The organism is Bifidobacterium boum, assembly GCF_000741535.1.
GTDB lineage: Bacteria > Actinomycetota > Actinomycetes > Actinomycetales > Bifidobacteriaceae > Bifidobacterium > Bifidobacterium boum.
Genome location: NZ_JGYQ01000017.1, coordinates 1 through 21,592, shown reverse-complemented (window position 1 = coordinate 21,592; position 21,592 = coordinate 1). Strand labels below are relative to the sequence as shown.

Here is a 21,592-nt window from a genome sequence, read left to right as displayed (position 1 = left end):
AGACAGCAGGATTTCCGTTATTCAGGATACTCGGTACCCGGCACGTATGTCATACGAGACGGATTGCGCCGTCTACCGAGTGTCGAATGTCTCACCGAATTACCGCTTGACGCTCAGCACGTGCGCGACGTCCGCCCACGGGGCAAGCGAGACGTAGTTGTCATTCGTCCACGTGAACGTGCGTCCAGTCAGTTCGTCCACCACAGTGAACGGTTCGCCGGCGGGCAGACCGAATGCGGTCGGGTCGAGACGGATCATGGACTGGTGCGCCTCATGACCGTCAAGGTTCACGACCACGATCAACGTGTCCGGTTTGCCGTCAGCCGTGAGCTCGGCGGGCGTATGGCGGGCGAACGCGAGAATATTCGCATCCGGGCTGTCCAGAATCGTCAGATTATGATAGCTGCGCACTGCCGGGTGACGCTTGCGAATCGCGTTGAGCGACGTCAACAGCTCCGCGATACCGTACTTGCCGGCCTGGCTCCAGTCGCGCACGCGAATCTCGTATTCCTCGGGGTCCTCAGGCATCTGCGTGCCCGGCTGCTGTTTGTTCTCGACCAGCTCATAACCGCTGGCGATGCCCCAGCTCGGCACACCCGTCGCGGCGAGCACCGCGCGGATCGCATAGCCGGCGATACCGTTATCGCGCAGATAATCAGTGAGAATACGATGCGTGGACGGCCAGAATGTGTCATGTTGTGTGTACGCGGCATCACTGTTCGCCTCGAACAGGTACTCTTCCAGCTCGCGCTTGGTGTTGCGCCACGGGAAGTAGCAGTCCGACTGGGTGAAGCCGGCGCGGCTCAGCGCGCCCATCATCGCGGGTGCGGTGAAGGATTCCGCGAGGAACAGCACCTCCGGATGCGTGTGGCGGGTCTGTTCGATGATCCGCTGCCATGCCTGCGCCGGCCAACGGTACGGTTCGACCGCGCGGAACGCCGTCACACCGGCTTTCACCCACACGTCCAAGGTGTGGACAATCGCCTTGACAATACCGTCAGGATCAGCATCGAAATCAAGCGGGACCATATCGTCGCGCTTCGCCTGCGGGTCGAGCGGGGCAGCAGGCGTGCCGTCAGCCTTACGGCGCACCCACTGAGGATGCTTGGCAATCCACGGATTATCAGGTGACACGAACAACGACACATCAAAAGCTACTTCAAGACCCAGCTCATGGGCCTTCGCCGTGAACGCTCGGACATCATCCATCGTGCCGAGCGCCGGGTCGACACTGTCCGCAGCACCGTCAGCCGAGCCGACAGCGTACGGGGAACCTGGATCGTGGGCACCGGCATGGGCGGCTCCGTTACGGCCGCGACGGCCGGTCACGCCGATCGGACTGATCGGAGGCAGACATACCGTGTCGAAGCCTTCAGCTGCGGCACGTTCCAGACCGGACACTGCAGTGGCAAGCGTGCCGGGACGCGTGAACCCGGCCGCATCATCATCCGCGGCACCCTCGGAACGCGGGAAGAAATCATACCAAGCGGTGAAACTGGACGCAGGACGTTCCACGTGGAACGTGCGCGGCGCGCTTTCCGACACACCGTCGCGCAGCGGCTTGGCCTCGTACAACGCCACGACATCATCGCCAGTGGCCGCTGCAAAACGTTCCACAACCGACAGTGCACGGTCATCCAGCGTGTCGGCGGCCTTCTTCAGTGTGCTGCGCTCGCTGGCGGTCAGGTGTGCGTCGCGGGTCGAAGCCCAGCGGCGCAGCAGAGTCGCGCCGGCATTGAGCATGTTCTCGACATCGTCGTGGGCATCGACTGCCGTTTTGGCTTGCTTGAGCCATACGTCGTACGGGTCGAGCCATGCTTCGATGCTGACTGTCCAATCGCCCAGCTGGCGTTTGACTGCCGACCAGCCGGACTGCCATGGGCGGGCGTCGCTTGGCTGACCGGCCTGCACGTCGGCTTCCCAGCGGCTCAGACCGGGGTTGGTGCAGGTCATGGTGCGGCGCATGGTTTCCTTGCCACGCGGGTTGCGTACGATTGCGGTGGCGGCGAGTGTCAGTCCCTGTTCGGCGGCGAGTTGGGCGCTGACATGGAATTGTTCGCCAAGTTCAACGCGTGCCGGGGTTTCGCTGTGTGGGGTGACATCAACAATCGCGATGCGGCCGAAGCTGTTGGTCGCGGTGTGCACCGAAGCGGTTGAAACCGTCGCGGCGGCTTTGCTTCGGGTCGTGCGTTTGCGTGATGTAGTGGTGTTCGCCGCTGTTGTTGTCGTAGCGGCTGTTGTTGCCTTCTTCTGTTCGGTCATACCGCTATTGTATGAACGTTTTCGTTACGTGTGCATGATTGACAAGCGCAACATGCGGAAAATTCCCTAGAAATTCAGGTCTCGTTGCGTTTCCCGCCGCGGTCTGCGCAGGGTGTCCCGTAAACACGGTGCATGGTTGCCGTGCTGCTTCCGCCGACGCTGAGCGGGCGCTGAGCGTCGGCGGAAGCAGTGGATTGGCGGCTCAGTCATGTTGCAGGGTGATTTCACCGGCGATGGAACGACCCATCCATGCGGATAATTCAGAGCTGCTCAGCCCTTGTGACAGCAGGAACACCACTTTCGCATATGCCGCTTCGAGCGTCATATCGCCGGTGCCGACCGCACCTGCCTGCGCGATGGCGTTGCTGGTTTCATAATGCCCGAGCAGCACGTTCGCCTGTTCGCATTGCGAGGCGACGATGACGGGGACTCCTGAGTCGAGTGTGTCCGTGATGACGTCGGCAAATCCCGGTTCAAGGCTGGGGATGTTCCCCACACCGTAGGCGCGTAGTAATACGGCTTCGGGTAGAGGATTGAGCATGGCGGCCAGCCGCTTGGCGCTCATGCCGGGAACCGTGTCGATGACCGCCACATCATGCCGCGTGTACGGTTTGGGGTTTGGCCAGCCTTCGCCTGGATTGTCGAACGATTCCCACTGCCACGGTGTGCCCGTGCATGCGAGCATACCGGTGGAGGGGGAGTTGAACCCTTCGAATGCCCAGCTCGAGGCTTTGGTCACGCGATTGCCAGCGAACAGGTGATGACCGAAGAACAAAGACACGCCGGTGGCGCGGCCGCTCAGCGCGGCGTTAAGCGCGCCGGTCATGTTCGCGGTCGCGTCGGATTCGATTTTGCCGAGCGGATGCTGCGATCCGGTGAAGATCACCGGTTTGCCGAAACCGGTGAGCGCATAGGACAACGCCGCAGAGGAGTAGCTCATCGTATCGGTGCCGTGGAGCACGATGAACGCGTCGGCCTCGTCGCGATGGGCCCACAGATCGTCGATCATCGACTGCCAGTTTTCCGGGGTCGCGTTCGACGAGTCAATCAGCGGGTCAAGTTCAGTGAGAGTAACATCCCCATCGCTCAGCTCGTCGCTTTCACCGAGCAAGCGGTGCAGCCATCCGCGCATGTCGGCGCCGGGAACGAGCCCATGGTCGGATTCGATCATGCCGATGGTGCCGCCGGTATAGGTGATATGAATACGCATCCTGTCTCCTTGCGGTTCTGCCGTGTTCTTCGAGTATCCTACGTCTTGTCTTGATTGCCGGAATGATTCTGATTTGCCCGATCGCGTGGAATCAAGCGGCGGCGAAATCGTCGCTCAGCTCTTCGATGGAATCCTCATCCTCATCATTGTCAAGGATTTCGTCCATCAAACTGCCGTCGATCCGCCCGCGTACCGCATACCAGCCGATGACCATCGCGATCACAACCACGGCGAACATCGCAAGTGTCCACCTGCCGGACGTACTCGTGAGATTTGAGATGACGACGATGGCGAAGAACACAAGCGCCAGATAATCCGTGAACGGTGCTCCCGGCATCCGGTATGCGGGGCGCTGCTCTTTGCCGGCTTTGACGCGTTTGAGGAACGCGAGATGGGTCACCAGGATCGACGACCATGTGCCGGCGATGCCGATGCCGGCAAGATTCATGATGATGTCGAAGGCGTTGGCGGGCAGCACTGCGTTGAGCATGACGCCGATCAGGCCGAGCGCTGACGTGATGATGATACCGCCGTACGGAATGTGGTTCTTGTTCATGCGGGCGGCGAATTTCGGGCCGGAACCCGCAATCGCCATCGAGCGCAGTGTGCGGCCGGTCGCGTACAGGCCTGCGTTGAGCGACGACAGTGCGGCGGTCAGCACGACGACTTGGATGACGTCGCCGGCATGGGGGATGCCGACACCCGCGAAGAAGGTGACGAATGGTGATTCATTTGACGAATACGCCGTATATGGCAGTACGAGTGCCATGAGAATGACCGAACCGACGTAGAAGCCGAAAATACGCACGATCATGGAATTGATGGCCTTGGGCAGGACCTGCTGGGCTTCTTTCGCCTCGCCTGCCGCGACACCCACCATTTCGGTGCCGCCGAATGCGAAGACCACGCCGAGAGTCAGCGCGAACACGGGGGCGATGCCTTCAGGGAAGAATCCGCCGTGCTCGGTGATGTTATGCAGGCCGGCATGGTATTGTCCGACCGGGGCGCCGGTGATAATCGCCCAGATGGCGATGAGCATGAACGCGAGAATCGTGAATACCTTGATGGCGGCGAACCAGAATTCGGCCTCGCCGAACGCCTTGACGCTCAGCATGTTGAGCGCGAACACCGCGGCGAGCGCGCACAAGGCGAGCACCCATTGGGGAACGGCCTTGAACGCCTGCCAGTAGTGGAAATACAGTGCGACTGCGGTGATATCCGCCATGACGGTAGTGGACCAGTCGAGGAAGAACAGCCAGCCGGTGATGTACGCGCCTTTTTCGCCGAGAAATTCGCGTGCGTAGGACACGAACGCGCCAGAGGAGGGGCGTCGGATCGCCAGTTCGCCGAGCGCGCGGACCATGAGGAACGCGAAAATGCCGCACACCGCATACGCGATGGTCAAGCCGGCGCCGCCTTGGGCGAGGCGTCCGCCCGCGCCGAGGAACAGGCCGGTACCGATGGAGCCGCCGATGGCGATCATCTGGATGTGGCGCGGCTTGAGGTCTTTGGCGTAGCCGGCGTCGCTTTTATCGACCGCCTGGGTTGTTTGGGCGCTTGGGGTTGCCGCCGTTGCCGATGCTCGAGGCGTGGGGTTGGCTGGTGCGGGTGACTGCCCGGGGTGTGGTGTTGCCATCGTGTTGCGTTCCTGTTTTCTGTTGGAGGAGCCGTGTCTTTCCCGGTTTCGCACGTGAATCGGTGCGGCGGGAATGCCGTTGGCGGAAGCGTTCGCCCCTCGATTGTGTCAAACGTTTGATGGCAATGATAGCGCGGCGTTGTACCAGGCAGTCGCATCATCTCACCGACGTGTCTGATTCTGCCGGTATCGCTTCCGGGTTGCTGCGCTGCAACCTTGCGCCGTATGCGTGGTATGGATTCGATGCGCGCGATCCGGGGTGCTCCCGCGAATCGTTTGGAATCCGCCATGCGCCGGGGCATTCGGGATGGCTTCGGTTATACCGGGTCTTTCCCGGCGTCCCGAAGTGCGCGGATAAGCGGGACGCCTACCGCTCGATAGTGGTGGTGTCAGTGTGGGCGTCGCGGGTGATGACATCGCTGTTGTCGAACGTGTCATCGTCGTCATCGTCGTCGGGGGTGGTGCGCATGGCGATGATGACCCACATGGTCAAGGTGAGGCCGATGATGCCGGCGATGATCTCCATGATTGTGGAAGTGCTGGCATGTGATGACACGGTGACGATGCCTTGTGCGAGTGATACGGCGGACAGTGATCCGAGCGTGAGTGCGATCAGCGGCGCCATCGGTTGGAGCGGTCGGTACAAAGCCATGTTTTTTACCTTTGCTGTCTGGCTATTGGTGGCACATCCGCGGCGAATCTGCGTTCTGGTGCCGTTGACGGGTGCGTGCCTGGACCGTTCCATCGCCTGAATATGCGAAAACCGTGACCGGCATGCGTCGAATCACGGTTTTCGAAGGATTCCGTAGCGGGGCATGGATTTGAACCATGGACCTCTGGGTTATGAGCCCAGCGAGCTACCGAGCTGCTCCACCCCGCGTCGGCTGCCTCAAGCAGCAGTCATCTACTTTATCGAACGACAGGGAATTGTCAAATCGGCGTGCCGTTCAGCTCAGAGCGGATGGTGTGGGACAGCTGTCACGAATGTACGGATATGCGCCGGAGCCGGTTGGCGGCGCGTGGGGTGCTTGTATGAGGATTCGCTCGCACAACGACCGATGCCGGGCATAACGGGCCCGACATTACGGTCTGTCCGTCCCGCCCGGTCACATTTCAGCCGACACCAAACACATATCAGGTCAACGGGGATAATGGAACCATGCCTATCAAGATTCCAAGCGGCCTGCCCGCACGTGCCATCCTTGACTCCGAGCGCATTTTCGCGCTGGAGAAACCCGAAGCTGAGCGCCAGCGCGTGCGCCCGCTGCGCTTGGTGATCTTGAATCTCATGCCTAAGAAGATTGAAACCGAGACCCAACTGTTGCGGCTGATTTCGAAGTCCCCGCTGCAGGTCGAGGTCGATTTCATGAAAACCTCGACCCACGAGTCCAAGCATGTCAGCGCCGACCATCTGGTCAAGTTCTACGAGAACCTGGACGCGTTCCGCGACAATTATTATGACGGTTTCGTAGTCACCGGAGCGCCGGTGGAGCATCTGGACTTCGAACAGGTCGATTACTGGGATGAGTTCAAAGAGATTCTTGACTGGGCTGGTTCGCACGTGTTCTCGACGATGTACCTGTGCTGGGGCGCGATGGGCGCCTTGCATTATCGGTACGGTGTGCGCAAACATTTGCTGCCGCAAAAGCTGTTCGGCGTCTACCCGCAATATCTGCAGGACGAATACTGCTTCCTGACCAACGGGTTCGACGAGATCGCGTTGCAACCGCATTCCCGTCTTGCAGGCGTGGATGAGGATGATATTGCGGCGAATCCTGATTTGCAGGTGCTCACGTGGGGGCCTGAGTCTGGCCCGGGCCTGATTGCGACACGCGACTTTTCTGAAGTGTTCGCGCTGGGCCATTGGGAGTACGGCAAGATGACGCTTGCTGAGGAATACGAGCGTGATATGGCCAAGGGGTTGACCAACGTGCCGTTCCCGGAAAACTATTTCCCGCATGACGATCCCAAGCTCGAACCGCTGTTCAGCTGGCGTGCACACGCGAACCTGCTGTGGCGCAACTGGCTGAACTGGGTGTATCAGACCACGCCGTACGATTTGCGTGAGATTCCGCAATTGCGCGCGCAGAAGCGGCTGGGTACAGATCGGTCGATCCGCCATGCTCCGGGCGCGCCGCGCCGCGACGGGTACGCTCCGATGATCACGGACGGATATGGTTTGATCGAGGGTGATTATGCTCAGGACGAACGAGTGCGGTCCGCGACATCGCCGAGGCCGGCAGGGCCTGTAGCCGCCGGCTCTGACGCCTGACTTCCGATACGGGCGGTGTCCACATACCGGATAGCAACGTCTTGCGTAGCGTTCGGCAATTCAAACTGTTTTATCTAAAAACGGTTTGAGAATGTGAAAGAAATGTCGCTACGGCACAGGAAAACGTCGTACAATCACCACATAGCCGTTCGGAGTCGAAGGCAGGCACCGACCCCGTCGGTGTCCGACCTCCTCGCCACGCCGTGCGCGTTTGTGCCGTAACCCGTTGGTCACATTCGCTCAGGGCGTTGGGCTAAACTGACAGCTGTTACGAGAAGTAGGAGGCGTAGATGGTGTCACAAGTCAGCACGCAGCTCGTGCTTGCGGCCAAAGCGGGTCCTGAACTGCCTTCGGTCGACGATTTTCTTCCCGATCCGATTCTGTTCCAGGGCACGCCGTTCGCCATTAACCGCATCATTCTCATCCGAATCGTTGCCACTATCGTGCTGTTGCTGGTGATGTGCATAACGGCGAAGCGTGCCAAACTCGTTCCTGGCCGTTGGCAGGGACTGATTGAGACGCTGCTCGAGTTCGTCCGCGACAACATCGTGTATCAGGTGATGGGCGAGGAACGCGGTCGCCGATATGTACCGATGATCACCACCCTGTTCTTCACGATTTTTGTGTTCAACTTGTGTGGCATCATTCCGGGCATGAACATGGCGGCGACCGCCACCGTGACCATGCCGCTGGTATTCGCACTATGGACGTTTGTCCAATACTGGATTGCCGCTTGCCGGGAGAAGGGTTTCCTTCAATATCTGCGCGGCGAGCTCATGCCTCCGGGGGTCCCGTTGCCGATTGATATCATTCTCGGCCCGATCAACCTGCTTGAGGCGCTGATTATTCGTCCGTTCTCGCTGACCGTCCGTCTGTTCGCCAATATGATCGCAGGCCACCTGCTGGTCGCGACCTGCTTGGCGTTCACACAGTTCTATCTCATCGAGGCGTCGAACTGGGCTGTCAAGCCTGTCGGCGTGCTGTGGTTGCTGGGCGGTTTCGCGTTCGTGTGCTTCGAGATGTTCGTCGCGGCGCTTCAGGCGTACGTGTTCTCGATCCTCTCGACGGTGTACATCAACCAGAGCTATCCGGAAGTCGAGTGATCGACATGCGTGGCGCGCCATACGTGTCACGTGACGGATCGCAGCGGTGCCAGACGCGACTGCCCATAGCGGCCGTGTCTGCCCGGCATCGTGATGAACGATGCGCCATAATTGAATGAAGCGAATGCACCGGTGTTGTAGAGCACCGGGCAAGACACAACCTTCGGCCCCGCGACGCGGAGCCGTATACCATGTCACATTTCGGTAAGAAAGGACAACACATGGATATCATCACTCTCGCCGAGGTCGCCGGCAACATCAGCGTTCTGGGCTATGGCGTCGCCGCCATCGGCCCTGGCATCGGCATGGGCATCCTGGTCGGCAAGGCTTTGGAGAGCACCGCTCGCCAGCCTGAGGTCGCCGGCCGTATCCAGACCCTGATGTTCATTGGCCTGGCTCTGATCGAGCTGCTCGGCCTGCTGGGCTTCGTCGCATTCGTCATGACCATGTGATTCGGCCTGATAGGACGAATCACCATCAAGTAGAAACCCGAGCAGGAAAGGAGAACACCCATGCCACTGGCAGAGAAAAACGGTATTGCACTGTTTTTGCCTGAAACGTATGACATCGTGTGGTCATTGGTCATTCTCGTTGTCATCGCGGTCTGCTTCTACAAGTACATCATGCCGAAGTTCCAAGCTGTCTTCGACGCCCGTGCGGCCAAGATCGAAGGTCGTATGGAACAGGCCGAGAAAGCGCAGAAAGACGCTGACGAGGCCAAGAAGAAGTATGAGGATCAGCTCAGTCAGGCGCGTGTCGAGGCATCCAAGATCCGCGACGACGCCCGTGCCGAAGCATCCCATATCATCGCTGATGCGCGTTCGCGCGCTGAATCCGATGCAGCCCAGATCACTGAAAACGCGCAGCGCTCGATTGAATCCCAGCAAAAGCAGGCTCTGGTGAGCTTGAAGGGTGAGGTCGGCACGCTGGCTACGGCTCTGGCAGGCAAGATTCTCGGATCGGAGTTGAGCTCGAGCGCCACTCAGACGCAGATGCTTGACAAGATGATCGACGAGATGGATGCAGACAGCAACAAGTAAGCGAAGGAAGTGAGATTACATGCGAGGAGAGGCATCACGCATCGCAGACCGCGTCTCGCGTGACTCGCTGGCGCCGAAACTGAAGGCGACCGGTGAGGATGCCTGGCGTGTGGGCAACGAGCTGTTCGCCGTCACCGATCTGCTCGACCACAATATCCAGGTCGAACGGGCGCTGACCGACCCCGCACGTCCCGCTGCCGACAAGACCACCATGGTACACACGCTGCTTGGAGGCAAAGCCCATCCGATGACCGTCGAGATCCTTGACGATCTGGTGCAGCGCCGGTGGAGCAAGCCGCATGATATCGCGAATGCGGTCGAAGATTTCGGCGTGGATGCGATGATGTACTATGCGGACGCGACCGGAACCACCATGAAGGTATCGGTGGAGCTCGCCGAGCTGCATTCGGCGTTGCTCAACATGCCGGTGGTTCGCACCCGCTTGTACGACGAGCATTCCACGGTAGAGGCGCGCGTCGAGTTGCTGCACAACGTGTTGTCCGGCAATGAGATCAGCAAGGTCACCATGCGCCTTGCCGAGCATGCCACGGAAAATCCGCGGCACCGCCGTTACCTTGCCACCATCCAGTGGCTGATCAACAAGCTGTCGCGCCATATGGGCGAATCGATGGTCACCGTGACCACCGCCGCCCCGCTGTCGGACGAGCAGGTTGACCGGCTGACCAAGATCTACACCAAGCGCACCGGCCATGCCGTGCATATCAACTCGGTTGTCGATCCGACGGTGTTGGGCGGCATGCGCGTGCAGATCGGCCACGAGGTCAACGACAACACGGTAATCGCCCAGCTGAACAAGCTCAAGCGCAGCGTGCAGGTCACCGCCTGAACGGGTAGTGGCACGAGTCGTTTCCGTGTGAAAGCGCGAAAGACTTACATGAACAAGAACAATAAGGAGTGATCATGGCAGAACTTACCATTGATCCCGCCGCGGTACGCAAGGCCCTCGACGATTTCGTCGAGTCCTACAAGCCGTCTGACAATCCGACCCAGGAGGTCGGTTATGTCGCGACGTGTGGTGATGGCATTGCGCACGTGACGGGACTGCCTGGTTGCATGGCCAATGAGCTGCTGACCTTTGAGGACGGCACGCTTGGTCTGGCGTTCAACCTTGACGCCCGCGAAATCGGTGTGGTCATCCTCGGTGACTTCGCCGGCATCGAGGAGGGTCAGGAAGTCCGCCGTACCGGCGAAGTGCTGTCCGTACCGGTCGGCGACGGATACCTCGGCCGTGTAGTCAACCCGCTGGGCCAGCCTATCGACGGCCTCGGCGAGATCAAGAGCGAAGGCCGCCGTATTCTCGAGGCGCAGGCTCCGGACGTGATGCACCGTCATCCGGTCGACGAGCCGCTGTCCACCGGCCTCAAGGCAATCGACGCGATGACCCCGATTGGTCGCGGCCAGCGTCAGCTGATCATCGGCGACCGCCAGACCGGCAAGACCGCCATCGCGATCGATACCATCATCAATCAGAAGGACAATTGGAAGTCCGGAGACCCGAAGAAGCAGGTGCGCTGCATCTACGTGGCCGTTGGCCAGAAGGGGTCCACCATCGCCTCCGTGCGTCAGAGCCTTGAAGAGGCTGGCGCCATGGAGTACACGACCATCGTGGCGTCCCCGGCATCCGATTCCGCTGGTTTCAAGTACATTGCGCCGTACACGGGTTCCGCAATCGGCCAGCATTGGATGTATCACGGCAAGCATGTGCTCATCGTGTTTGATGATCTGTCCAAGCAGGCTGAAGCCTACCGAGCGATTTCGTTGCTGCTTCGCCGCCCGCCGGGGCGTGAAGCCTACCCGGGCGATGTGTTCTACCTGCACTCCCGCCTGCTGGAACGCTGCGCCAAGCTGTCCGACGATTTGGGCGGCGGCTCGATGACCGGTCTGCCGATTGTCGAAACCAAGGCGAACGACGTGTCGGCTTATATTCCGACCAACGTGATTTCCATCACCGACGGCCAGATCTTCCTGCAGTCCGACCTGTTCAACGCTGGCCAGCGACCGGCTGTCGACGTCGGCATCTCCGTGTCCCGTGTCGGTGGTGCGGCACAGACGAAGGCGCTGAAGAAGGTCTCCGGCACGCTGAAAATCTCGTTGGCGCAGTACAAGTCGCTCGAGTCCTTCGCGATGTTCGCCTCCGATCTGGATGCCGCATCCAAGGCCCAGCTGACCCGTGGCGCGCGTCTGACCGAGCTGCTCAAGCAGCCGCAGATGTCCCCGTACTCGATGGAACAGGAAGTCGTCTCGATCTGGGCTGGTACGCATGGCAAGCTCGACGACCTCGAACTTGCGGACGTGCTTCCCTTCGAGAAGGGCATGCTCGACTACGTCGCCCACAACACGGACATCCTCACGACGATTCGTGACACCGGTGATTTCACCGCCGACACGGAAAAGGCCCTTGAACAGGCCGTTGATGACTTCCGTGCCACGTACGTGACGAAGGCCGGCAAGCCGCTTATCGAGAAGAAGCCCGTCGCCAAGACCGACACCCCGGTCGAGCAGGAAAAGATCGTCGCAGGGGAGAAGTGACCCATGGGCTCGCAACTCGCATTGAAATCAAGAATCGCCTCAACCCAGTCGTTGGAGAAGATCTTCAACGCCCAGGAGATGATCGCGTCCTCGCACATCGCGAGGGCGCGTGAGGTGGCGCTGAACGCCAAGCCTTACAGCGATGCGATTTTCGATGCCGTGCAAGCGTTGGCGGAGCACACCCATATCGACCATCCAATCGTGAAGTCCGACGAGAAGAACCCACGCGTCGCCGTGCTGGCTCTGACGTCGGACCGCGGTATGGCCGGTGCGTACACCTCGTCGATCATCAAGGAAACGGAATCCCTGCTCGCCCGTCTTGCGGACAAGGGCAAGGAACCGCAGCTGTATGTGTACGGTCGCCGCGGCGTCACCTACTACAAGTACCGCAACCGTCAGGTGGCGGCTTCGTGGGAAGGCGACAGCGACAAGCCGGGCGTGGAAGTCGCGGAATCGATTTCCAAGACCCTGCTGGACGCGTATATGAAGCCCGCGGATCAGGGTGGAGTCTCGGAACTGTACATCGTATTCACCGAATTCGTGAACATGGTTGTGCAGAAGGTTCGTGTTCTGCGCATGCTGCCGGTCGAAGTCGTGCCGGAAGCACGACAGGATTCCGGCCCGATCCCCGAATCCACCGCAGCGCAGGCGACCCCGTTGTACACCTTTGAACCGAGCCTGGAAAAGGTGCTGAACGCGATTATGCCGAAGTACATCCAGTCGCGCATTCACGAGTGCCTGCTGACTTCGGCGGCATCGGAAACAGCATCCCGCCAGAACGCCATGCATACGGCCACGGACAACGCACGCAACCTTGTCGACGAGCTGACGCGCAAGCTCAACGCCTCGCGCCAGGCATCGATCACCCAAGAACTTACCGAAATCATCGGCAGCGCCGACGCGCTGAACAAAGAGGAAGAGTAGGAACGCATATGGCTGAGAACCAGACCACAGCGGCTTCCGAAACCGACGTCGAAGCGGTGAACGTCGGACGCGTGACGCGCGTCCAGGGTTCCGTCATCGACGTCGAGTTCCCGGTAGGCCACCTGCCCGACATCTACAACGCCCTGACCGTGAAGCTCAACAATGTGGGCAACACGGAGGGTGAGACACTTCACCAGATCACCATGGAAGTGGAGCAGCACCTTGGCGACTCCACCGTGCGTGCCGTTGCACTCAAGCCTACTGACGGCTTGGTGCGCGGCGCTGAGGTGACCGATACCGGCGGCCCGATTGAGGTCCCGGTCGGTGACGTCACCAAGGGGCATGTGTTCGATGTCTCGGGCAATATCCTCAACAAGAAGCCCGACGAGACCATCACGATCAAGGAACGCTGGCCAATCCACCGCAATCCGCCGGCATTCGACCAGTTGGAGTCCAAGACCCAGATGTTCGAAACCGGCATCAAGGTCATCGACCTGCTGACTCCGTACGTGCAGGGCGGCAAGATCGGCCTGTTCGGCGGCGCAGGCGTCGGCAAGACGGTGCTGATCCAGGAAATGATCCAGCGCGTGGCGCAGAACCACGGCGGCGTGTCCGTGTTCGCCGGCGTTGGCGAGCGTACCCGTGAAGGCAACGACCTGATCGGCGAAATGGCGGAGGCAGGCGTGCTCAGCAAGACCGCGCTGGTCTTCGGCCAGATGGATGAGCCTCCGGGGACGCGTCTGCGTGTCCCGCTGACCGCACTGACCATGGCGGAGTACTTCCGTGATGTGCAGAACCAGGACGTGCTGCTGTTCATCGACAACATCTTCCGCTTCACCCAGGCCGGTTCCGAGGTGTCCACGCTGCTTGGCCGTATGCCTTCCGCTGTGGGTTACCAGCCGAACCTCGCCGACGAGATGGGCGCGCTCCAGGAACGCATCACCTCGACCCGTGGCCACTCGATCACCTCGCTGCAGGCTATTTACGTGCCTGCGGATGATTACACCGACCCGGCCCCGGCAACGACCTTCGCCCACTTGGACGCGACGACCGAGCTTTCGCGTGATATCGCAGCAAAGGGTATTTACCCGGCTGTCGATCCGCTGGCTTCCACCTCGCGCATCCTCGATCCGCGGTATGTCGGCCAGGCTCACTACGAGTGCGCCAACCGTGTCAAGGCGATTCTGCAGCGTAACAAGGAGCTGCAGGACATCATCGCCCTGATCGGTATCGACGAGCTCGGCGAGGAAGACAAGACCATCGTCAACCGCGCCCGCAAGATCGAGCAGTTCCTCGGCCAGAACTTCTATGTGGCGGAGAAATTCACCGGTCGTCCGGGCTCCTATGTCCCTGCGGACGAGACCATCGAGGCCTTCACCCGCATCTGCGACGGCGTGTATGACGACGTTCCTGAACAGGCCTTCTCCGGCATCGGCGGTATCGATGACCTCGAGAAGAAGTGGCATGACATGCAGAAGGAATACGGCGACTGATGGCGGGCACAACCATGCAGGTGAACATCGTCGCGGCGGACCGCCCCTTGTGGTCCGGCACGGCGAAGTCCGTCACCATTCCGGCGTCCGAAGGCGGGATGGGCATCCTGCCGAACCACGAACCGGTGCTTACCGTCATCAAGGACGGCACGGTCGCGGTAGTAGACCCTGATGGTGTGCGGCATTCCTTCGATGTCACCGATGGATTCATTTCCTTCGATTCGAACAAACTCACCGTTGCGGTTGAGCGCGGACATGACGTGGTCCAGACTTCCGGTCCGGGTGCGGCAGGCGACGCACCGGGAACCGAAAACTGACGGCGTCAAGCATACGACAAGGCCGCGGTATCATCTCGAATGATGCCGCGGCCTTGTACGTTGTCCGCTGGGTGCGGCTGCCGGGTATGTTGCGTTCACACGCCTGTTAGGCTATCGGTTGTGAGAATTATTGTGACGGATTGCAGCGCGCAGTATTCGGGACGGCTCAACGCGTCGCTCCCATTGGCCAAGCGCGTACTGCTGGTGAAAGCGGATAACAGTGTGCTGATTTTCTCGGAACTCGGCTCGTACAAGCCGTTGAACTGGATGGCGGCACCATGTACGATCAGGCAGATCGACCCGCCTGATGCCGATGACGATCCGGATACCCCGGTTCCTGAACGCGTATTGCGTGTGTGCGCGGAGAAAAGCGATGACGTGCTGGAGATCACATTGCAGCATATCTACGCTGACCATACGTACGATTTGGGCGAGGATCCCGGCCTGGTCAAGGACGGGGTCGAGGACCACCTGCAGCGCTATCTGGCCGAGCAGATCGAGCGGATTGGCGAAGGTGCGAAACTTGTCCGCCGTGAATATCCTACGGCTATTGGGCCGGTCGATATCATGGCGGTTGACGGCAATGGCGCGCATGTGGCCATAGAAATCAAACGGCATGGCGGCATTGATGGTGTCGAACAGTTGACACGCTACTGCAAACTGCTCAACCGTGACCCGCTGATTGCTCCGGTTCGCGGCATTTTCGCAGCACAGACCATCACTCCACAAGCCCGCACGCTCGCCCATGAGCGCGGCTTCGAATGCCTGATTTTGGATTATGACGATATGAAGGGGCAGGAAGACGGGACTCTGCGTCTCTTCTAAGTCCCCATATATACCAACTGGTTACGTTGAGCGCCCGCTCAGCGTAACCAGTTGGTATATAAGGGTCGGTGGCGGCGCGCAATGGTGTCACCGCCACCGCCGATCCTCGCGAATTGCCGGCAATCAGTAGGCGTAGAGGATATCGACCACGAAATACAGGGTCGAATTCGCCGGGATGGTCACCTTGCCGGTCGAGCTGTCAGTCTGATCGGTCGACCCGTACCCCAGATCAGGTGGGATGACGAGCAGCACCTGAGAGCCGATGGTCTGCCCGGTCAAGCCGTTCTTCCATCCGGTGATGACCTGGGACAGTGAGAATTGCGCTGATGATCCGCGATCCCACGAGGAGTCGAACTGGTGCAATGTGCCGTCACTGTTCGCATACCAGCCGGTGTACTGTGCATCGACGGTCTGTGTGGACTTGACGGCAGCACCCTCACCTTTGATCAGCGGCTGGACGACAAGCTTGCCGTCAGGCTGGTAGCCGTTGAGCTCCAAGGAAGGCTTACCGTTGCTGGCGAGCGTCACTTTCGGCAGATTCGACGGGATGTTGGTGACTGTCTTGCCTTCAGCCCGGCTCAAAGCCTTCGCACGGGAGATGATGGTCATCACCATGAGATACGAGGTACCGGACGAATTCTGGTCATTGACGCCAAAAGCGATGGTCGCGTTGACTTTCTGCCCGACGAATACCTTGTAGTAGGATTCGTTCGTCGTATTCGTATTGAGCACGATGGAACAGTCCGGCGTGTTCTTTTCCCACGTGCTCATGGTCTGGGAACCATCTTTCGCGTTGTACACGGTACCTTGCGTGCACAGACGGTCGCCGTCCTGTACGGTGGCACCGTTGCCTTTCTGCAAGACGGCGTACGTGTTGTTTTGCACGGTCATCGGGGTATGGAATTTCACCGTCGGCTTCTTACCCGGCTCACCGGTTGCAGTGACGCCCGCGATCTGACTCATGGTGGAGCTCGAAGAGCTGGAGCTTGCCGAAGACGATGATGAGGCGGAAGCGGAGGATGATGAATCGCCGGAACCGCATGCTGATACGCCGAGGCACAGGCCGGCGACACATACGATGGAGACGATGCGCGCCGTTGCATGACGCAGTCTTGGTGAGATATGCATGCGTACCACAGTAGACGTCGACCATGATAAGCCGCCGGATGCCCCCAAGATGATGAATGCTCTCGCGCACGGGTGTCGCCGTGGAGGTGGGGCGGCCTGGTGGAGGTACGCCCGGGGCGCAGGTGAAGTGTGGAGGTACCTGTAGAATATAGGGGTTATGACGAAAACACGTGAAGCACACGAAGATCATGTCGCATTCGAGCGGCCGTCTCGTCATGCCAGGATCATGCGTGGTATCGTCGCACCGGTGTTCGGTCTGCTTGCCGTTGCGTGCGTCGCATTCGGCGCGCTCAATGCCACGGTATGGCGTCCATCGAGTGAGATTGCCGCGTCGGCGGACGTGTCCGGCAGATATATGATGACCGACCCGGGAGTGCTGTCCATGGTAAGCAGCCGCTCCACACTGGTGGTACGCGACAACGGTTCAGCGAAAACCCGTGCCTGTGTCGCCTTGGCGACACGAAAAGACGCCGCAGGATGGCTGGCCGGCCACACGTACACCCGTATCACCGGCATGTCGGATTGGCAGACGCTGACGACGAGCCGTCAGAAGGCCTCGGGGACCGCAATACAGGATGACCAGTCGGTGACGTTTGAATCCTCGGATATGTGGCGGTCGGTCACATGCAGTGACGACGGGCATGTGACCTTGCCGGCGACAGCTGCAACCTCCGATGTTATCGCGTTGATCGATACCGGATCGGCCAAAGCGAAATCAACGGTGACCATCCATTGGGTGCGTGAACAGCTTCCGGATTTCGCGACCCCCCTGTATTTCATCGCCGGCCTGCTCGCCGTGATGACGGTGCTCTCCGCATCAGTATTCGCGATGCCGATCAGCAAGCGACGCAAGGGCGCCAGCGAACCCAAGCCGGTCGAGCCTGAAGAAATCACCATTGCTGAAGCATTCGCCGGCAGTTGGCGGCAGCTCAAACACAAGTTGGCGCCGCGCCGAAGCTCCAAGCCGCGCAGGCGCCATGCCGCCGGTACCCCTGTTGAAGAAACCGCAGCGTCGAACGCCGATGAGACGCATGATGCCGGCACACCGGTCGTCATCGACCCGCTGTCACGCAACCTGGTGGCTGACATCCAGCAGGCGCAACCGGCCGAACAACCGCAACCCGTAGGCGAACCAGAAGAACACGCATCACCCGCATCCGCAGACCATACCGGGCATGATGCCGCCGAACCGGCGGACGACGCCGAGACAACTGGGAGCGACAATCCTCCGGCCGCCTATCAGCCTCGCCGTCACCCGCATCATGTGCGCCCTGAGCATCCCGGCGACCACGATCGGCAGGTATCCGCCGATGCCGCACATTCCTACGCTTCGCTCAACGAAACATGGTATCCGGGCAGCGCCCAAAGCGTCCAAGCGGGTGCGCAACCCGCCGCCGCGGACACGCCAGGCGAGAACGACGAGCCCAAGCAGGCTGCCGAAGCCCAACCCCAAGACGATGCGACCGCCAACCCCACGTCGTCGCAGTCCACCGGATTGCGCAGCGCTCGCACGCACGCTCCCGCACAGGTCAATGTCGAAGCGACTTCGGTGATCGACCCCAAGGAACTGCAAGCGTATTTCGCACGATGGGCGGCACAGCAGGAACACGATGGGGCCGACGGCGGCGAACAGGAGAGCATCAAGGAGTAGCATGACCTCACGTATCACCAGGATCGCAGCGGCTGCACTCGCCGCAGTATGCATGATGACGGTTGCCGGGTGCGAAGGCCAGATCCCGCAACCCGCCGCCAGCGCCGAACATACCGACAAGCCGGATGTGACGGCGGCCCAAGAGCGGCGGATTCGCGCGAAGATACTCAAGGTCGTCAATGCGGCGAACGGTGCGAAAAGCGTTGACGGACTCGACGAACGCATGTCAGGCCCCGAACTGGCCATCCGCACCAGTGAAATCACCATCGCCCAAACCACGGGTGCGCTTGACGCGAAAACCAATATTCCTTCGAAGATGACCCAGGCTGTCATCCCCACGGATTCAGGCTGGCCGCGTTCGATATTCACCATCACCACAACCACCTCAGATCAGCAGTCCCAGCGCCTGCTGGTCATGGTGCAGGACAACGCGCACAGCAACTACAAGCTGTGGGGAGTAGCCAGACTTTTCCAAGGTGCGAAACTGCCGAAATTCCCGGTCACCTCCATCGGCGCGCAAATGGGCACCGCCAAAGACACCGGACTGGTGGCCACACCGCAACAAGCGGTCACCCAATACGCGGACGTGCTGCAAAACGGTTCAAGCAGCCCCTACGCTTCGAAATTCACTGACGACTATTTCCGTCAGGAGTTGACCAAACTTTCCCAAACCGTTCAGGAAGGTATGGAACGCAACGCCGGAACCCAGCAGCAGACCTTCGAAGCGGTCAACGGGCAAATCAAAGTCATGCGTTCGAGCGATGGCGGTGATCTGGTGGTCGCGCAAATCAACTCGGAGTGGACCCGCCAAGCCGGTGAAGGGCGTGAATCCCAGCCGGCTTCCGACTCTGAGAAAGCGCTGTTCGGCAATGGTACGGCAACCAGCACGATGAAAGTCACGTATGTCAACGTCATCGCCCTGTACGTGCCGCCGGCCGGATCCCACCAGAAAATCACCGCGGTCGGAGCGGAACGTCAGCCGGTCAAAGTCGAGGCGATTTGACCGCCGGTACGGATACGGCCGCCGCTGCGCTTTAGCTCCGCGGAGAAGCAGCCGCGTACGGCCGGCCGCCACACTAAGTTGAAAAGAGTCGCAGGATTGCTAGTCAAAGGATTATGGAGGCGACATGGCAGACCAGAAAATCAATCCCGGTATTTCCCTCGCCGGGGCCGTTGATCTTGAATCGATGCAGCATCAGGTGAAAGCCGAACCCGGTCAGGCTGGCGGCGCTCCCGCTGCTGGCGCGTACGTGGTCGACGTGTCTGAGCACACCTTTGAAGCAATGGTGCAGACCTCGGCCACATTCCCGATTCTGCTGCTCTTGTGGACGCCGACCGATGACCGCCTGTTCCCGATGGCTCGCGCACTCGCCGATGCGGTGAACAAGCTCAACGGTCAGATTCAGCTGGTCCGTATCGATGCCGGCGCGTCGCCGACCATCGCCCAAGCGTTCCAAGTGCGCGGAATCCCGGCATTGTTCGGGCTGATTGGCGGTCGTCCGATGCCGTTGCTTGAAGGCTTGCCAAGCGCCGAGGAACAGCAGCAGATCGTCGACCAGGTTATTCCTAAGCTCATTGAAGTGGCACATAAGGCCGGGGTCAACGGTACCGCACCATATTCCGGTGATCCGGATGCCCAACAGACCGCTGATACCCCTGCCGCCGACGCTGTACCGCCCGAGCATGCCGAAGCGCACCGCCTCGCCCAGGAAGGCGATTATGCGGGTGCCGCCGCGGCATATGAGCGTGTCTTGGAGTCCGATCCGCACGATGCGCTCGCCGCGCGTGAACGCGCCAAAGCGCTGCTGCTCGCCCGTTCCGGCAACGCCGATGTCCGCGCTGTGCGTGCTACCGCGGCAGCGCATCCGGATGATGTCGAAGCCCAGCTGGCGGTTGCGGACATCGATATGATCGGTGGGCAAATCGAAGACACTTTCGGACGTCTGCTGGATTATCTTGCCGCAGGGCACCGCGACCAGATTGAACCGGTACGCAAGCGTCTGCTGGAGTATTTCGCTATTCCTGAGTCGGGCGATGAGCGGCTCAAGCGCGCCCGCCGCCGGCTGGCGACGCTGATGTACTGAGCGAAGCGGTACGTGGAACCCGCAGACAGTCCATTGTCCGGATACGTGTCTGGACATGTCTGTACAGTGGATTGCCGCACGGGTTTGTAGCTCAGTGGATAGAGCGTCTGTCTCCGGAACAGAAGGTCGTGGGTTCGAATCCCATCAAGCCCACCAGCATGCCGTCACACCTCTTGGTGTGGCGGCATTATCGTATCCGTCGTGTCGGCGTGGGACCGGTATGGTACGCTGGCAATGAAGGGTCTTATTCGGCAATGGGGATTGCCGATACTGTCTGGTTCAGCCGGAGGGGCGCTGGCGTACCGATTAGCAGGCATGACGCGGAAATGTTGTGCGTATAGACCGTTCAACCGACATGCGGGGAGCATGCCGTGGTCGGGGCAAGCCCATCGGGGAACAAGTGAAAGCTGAGGCTTTCGTTGATATTTGGGGGAATGATGAACCGAATTCGATTCGTCGCCGCCGTGGCCATTATGCTGGTCGCGGCCATGATCATCCCGTCTGGCACCGCCATGGCGGGCATTGGATCACAAGGGGCGGGAATATCAGGGTCGGGTGGACCGATGCCGGACAATGACGCCTTGTATCTGTTCGACAACAAGCAGTATGGTGCCGCACCCGCGCAAGGGTGGGGCGAAGCGTCAATCGACCACGCGTACCAGTCATTGGTGCGCAGCGGCGTGCTATCCACGTGGAGTGGCAACAAGCCGAAATTCTACGGGTCGTGCAGGGACGCCGTCGCCCGCGCCATCGCCGACCGTAGCGACGGCGAAGCACGGCAGGCGCGCGTGGTCGGCGTGGCGTTGTCCCTGCGCAACCGCAGCTTGTACGGCACCAATCCGCGGGATTTTCGAGCACGGTTCGACGGCAATTGGAACAAACTCGCCGCTGACGGGCTGGGCAATGATCTGATCGGCTGGGATGCCAACTGGGCTGGCCGGTTACGATACCAGTTCAACGAGCAGATCGAAATGACTGGACGCGCATACCCGGCGGGTGTCCAAGTCATTTGTGTGGCCGTCAACGAGTTGCAGCCCGCAACCCGGTATTCTCTCAGTGTCACGACACAACAGCAGGCGCCCGCCGGATTAAGCGTC

General features: G+C 60.3%; 19 protein-coding genes and 2 tRNA genes. 15 read left to right on the top strand and 6 right to left on the bottom strand.

Annotated features, from left to right (window positions below):
• Positions 1-99: 99 nt before the first annotated feature.
• From BBOU_RS08035 to BBOU_RS08015, 5 genes are all read right to left on the bottom strand, one after another.
• Positions 100-2,262, bottom strand: a complete 2,163-nt coding sequence (locus BBOU_RS08035; RefSeq protein WP_051616835.1) for a maltotransferase domain-containing protein — start codon at positions 2,260-2,262, stop codon at positions 100-102.
• A gap of 202 nt (positions 2,263-2,464) precedes the next feature.
• The gene (locus tag BBOU_RS08030) at positions 2,465-3,472 is read right to left on the bottom strand and encodes an asparaginase (RefSeq protein WP_026503193.1); all 1,008 of its coding nucleotides are present in this window, start codon (positions 3,470-3,472) and stop codon (positions 2,465-2,467) included.
• A gap of 91 nt (positions 3,473-3,563) precedes the next feature.
• On the bottom strand, positions 3,564-5,108 hold the full coding sequence (locus BBOU_RS08025; protein ID WP_033490114.1) for an amino acid permease: 1,545 nt from the start codon (positions 5,106-5,108) through the stop codon (positions 3,564-3,566).
• A gap of 367 nt (positions 5,109-5,475) precedes the next feature.
• A complete protein-coding gene (locus BBOU_RS08020; RefSeq protein WP_026503191.1) occupies positions 5,476-5,760 on the bottom strand; it encodes a hypothetical protein in 285 nt (94 codons plus the stop codon).
• Between the two features lie 154 nt (positions 5,761-5,914).
• Positions 5,915-5,988 (bottom strand) — tRNA-Met (locus BBOU_RS08015).
• 279 nt (positions 5,989-6,267) lie between these two features.
• Between BBOU_RS08015 and BBOU_RS08010 the strand changes: the two genes are divergently transcribed.
• The 10 genes from BBOU_RS08010 to nucS all read left to right on the top strand — a co-directional run bounded on the left by BBOU_RS08010 (position 6,268) and on the right by nucS (position 15,632).
• The gene (locus BBOU_RS08010) at positions 6,268-7,380 is read left to right on the top strand and encodes a homoserine O-succinyltransferase (protein ID WP_026503190.1); all 1,113 of its coding nucleotides are present in this window, start codon (positions 6,268-6,270) and stop codon (positions 7,378-7,380) included.
• Between the two features lie 290 nt (positions 7,381-7,670).
• Entirely contained in the window at positions 7,671-8,483 is an 813-nt protein-coding gene (atpB, locus tag BBOU_RS08005; RefSeq protein ID WP_026503189.1) for a F0F1 ATP synthase subunit A, read from the top strand.
• 221 nt (positions 8,484-8,704) lie between these two features.
• Positions 8,705-8,935 (top strand): ATP synthase F0 subunit C, encoded by a 231-nt coding sequence (atpE, locus tag BBOU_RS08000; RefSeq protein ID WP_026503188.1) that lies wholly within the window; start codon positions 8,705-8,707, stop codon positions 8,933-8,935.
• Between the two features lie 60 nt (positions 8,936-8,995).
• Entirely contained in the window at positions 8,996-9,523 is a 528-nt protein-coding gene (locus BBOU_RS07995) for a F0F1 ATP synthase subunit B (protein WP_026503187.1), read from the top strand.
• Between the two features lie 19 nt (positions 9,524-9,542).
• Positions 9,543-10,370, top strand: a complete 828-nt coding sequence (locus BBOU_RS07990) for a F0F1 ATP synthase subunit delta (protein WP_026503186.1) — start codon at positions 9,543-9,545, stop codon at positions 10,368-10,370.
• Positions 10,371-10,444: 74 nt separating this feature from the next.
• Positions 10,445-12,073 carry a F0F1 ATP synthase subunit alpha gene (atpA, locus tag BBOU_RS07985; protein WP_026503185.1) on the top strand — a complete coding sequence of 543 codons (1,629 nt, stop codon included), beginning with the start codon at positions 10,445-10,447 and terminating at the stop codon, positions 12,071-12,073.
• Between the two features lie 3 nt (positions 12,074-12,076).
• Complete coding sequence (locus BBOU_RS07980; RefSeq protein WP_026503184.1) at positions 12,077-12,997, top strand: F0F1 ATP synthase subunit gamma; 921 nt, start codon at positions 12,077-12,079, stop codon at positions 12,995-12,997.
• 8 nt (positions 12,998-13,005) lie between these two features.
• Positions 13,006-14,490, top strand: coding sequence for a F0F1 ATP synthase subunit beta (gene atpD, locus BBOU_RS07975; protein ID WP_026503183.1), 1,485 nt, complete (start codon positions 13,006-13,008; stop codon positions 14,488-14,490).
• Positions 14,490-14,807 carry a F0F1 ATP synthase subunit epsilon gene (locus BBOU_RS07970; protein WP_026503182.1) on the top strand — a complete coding sequence of 106 codons (318 nt, stop codon included), beginning with the start codon at positions 14,490-14,492 and terminating at the stop codon, positions 14,805-14,807. The genes atpD and BBOU_RS07970 overlap by 1 nt, the downstream gene beginning before the upstream one ends.
• 120 nt (positions 14,808-14,927) lie before the next feature.
• Positions 14,928-15,632: an endonuclease NucS gene (nucS, locus tag BBOU_RS07965; protein WP_026503181.1), complete on the top strand. Its 705-nt coding sequence runs from the start codon at positions 14,928-14,930 to the stop codon at positions 15,630-15,632.
• Between the two features lie 123 nt (positions 15,633-15,755).
• Here the strand turns inward: nucS and BBOU_RS07960 are convergent, their stop codons facing one another.
• Complete coding sequence (locus BBOU_RS07960) at positions 15,756-16,760, bottom strand: FKBP-type peptidyl-prolyl cis-trans isomerase (RefSeq protein ID WP_152595588.1); 1,005 nt, start codon at positions 16,758-16,760, stop codon at positions 15,756-15,758.
• Positions 16,761-16,917: 157 nt separating this feature from the next.
• On the opposite strand from BBOU_RS07960, the gene BBOU_RS08935 reads away from it, so the two are divergent.
• From BBOU_RS08935 to BBOU_RS07935, 5 genes are all read left to right on the top strand, one after another.
• Positions 16,918-18,411 carry a hypothetical protein gene (locus BBOU_RS08935; protein ID WP_051616834.1) on the top strand — a complete coding sequence of 498 codons (1,494 nt, stop codon included), beginning with the start codon at positions 16,918-16,920 and terminating at the stop codon, positions 18,409-18,411.
• Between the two features lies 1 nt (position 18,412).
• Positions 18,413-19,414, top strand: a complete 1,002-nt coding sequence (locus BBOU_RS07950; RefSeq protein ID WP_026503179.1) for a DUF8094 domain-containing protein — start codon at positions 18,413-18,415, stop codon at positions 19,412-19,414.
• A 124-nt stretch (positions 19,415-19,538) separates the two neighbouring features.
• The gene (locus tag BBOU_RS07945) at positions 19,539-20,495 is read left to right on the top strand and encodes a tetratricopeptide repeat protein (RefSeq protein WP_026503178.1); all 957 of its coding nucleotides are present in this window, start codon (positions 19,539-19,541) and stop codon (positions 20,493-20,495) included.
• Positions 20,496-20,575: 80 nt separating this feature from the next.
• Positions 20,576-20,651, top strand: a tRNA-Arg gene (locus tag BBOU_RS07940).
• Positions 20,652-20,929: 278 nt separating this feature from the next.
• Positions 20,930-21,592, top strand: a 663-nt coding sequence (locus BBOU_RS07935; RefSeq protein ID WP_035142650.1) for a hypothetical protein, incomplete at its 3' end; no start/stop codon positions are given.